This is a genomic window from Ewingella sp. AOP8-B2-18 (assembly GCF_052376015.1).
Classification (GTDB): domain Bacteria; phylum Pseudomonadota; class Gammaproteobacteria; order Enterobacterales; family Enterobacteriaceae; genus Ewingella; species Ewingella allii.
Genome location: NZ_JBQSVB010000075.1, coordinates 1 through 214, shown reverse-complemented (window position 1 = coordinate 214; position 214 = coordinate 1). Strand labels below are relative to the sequence as shown.

The following is a 214-nucleotide window of genomic DNA, read 5'->3' as shown; positions in this document are numbered from 1 at the left end:
TGTACCGGGTTGAGAAGCGGTGTAAGTGAACTGCAGATGCCATGTTTTACGGCAGTGAGAGCAGAGATAGCGCTGATGTCCGGCAGTACTTTTACCGTTACGCACCACGCCTTCAGTAGCTGAGCAGGAGGGACAACTGATGGAGATGGAAGCCACGGGAGCACCTCAAAAACACCATCATACACTAAATCAGTAAGTTGGCACCATTACCGAA

General features: G+C 50.5%; 1 protein-coding gene. It reads right to left on the bottom strand.

Annotated features, from left to right (window positions below; translation table 11 throughout):
- On the bottom strand, positions 1-156 hold a 156-nt coding region (locus ACT3RR_RS23205; protein WP_496201179.1), incomplete at its 3' end, for an IS1 family transposase.
- Positions 157-214: the final 58 nt, after the last annotated feature.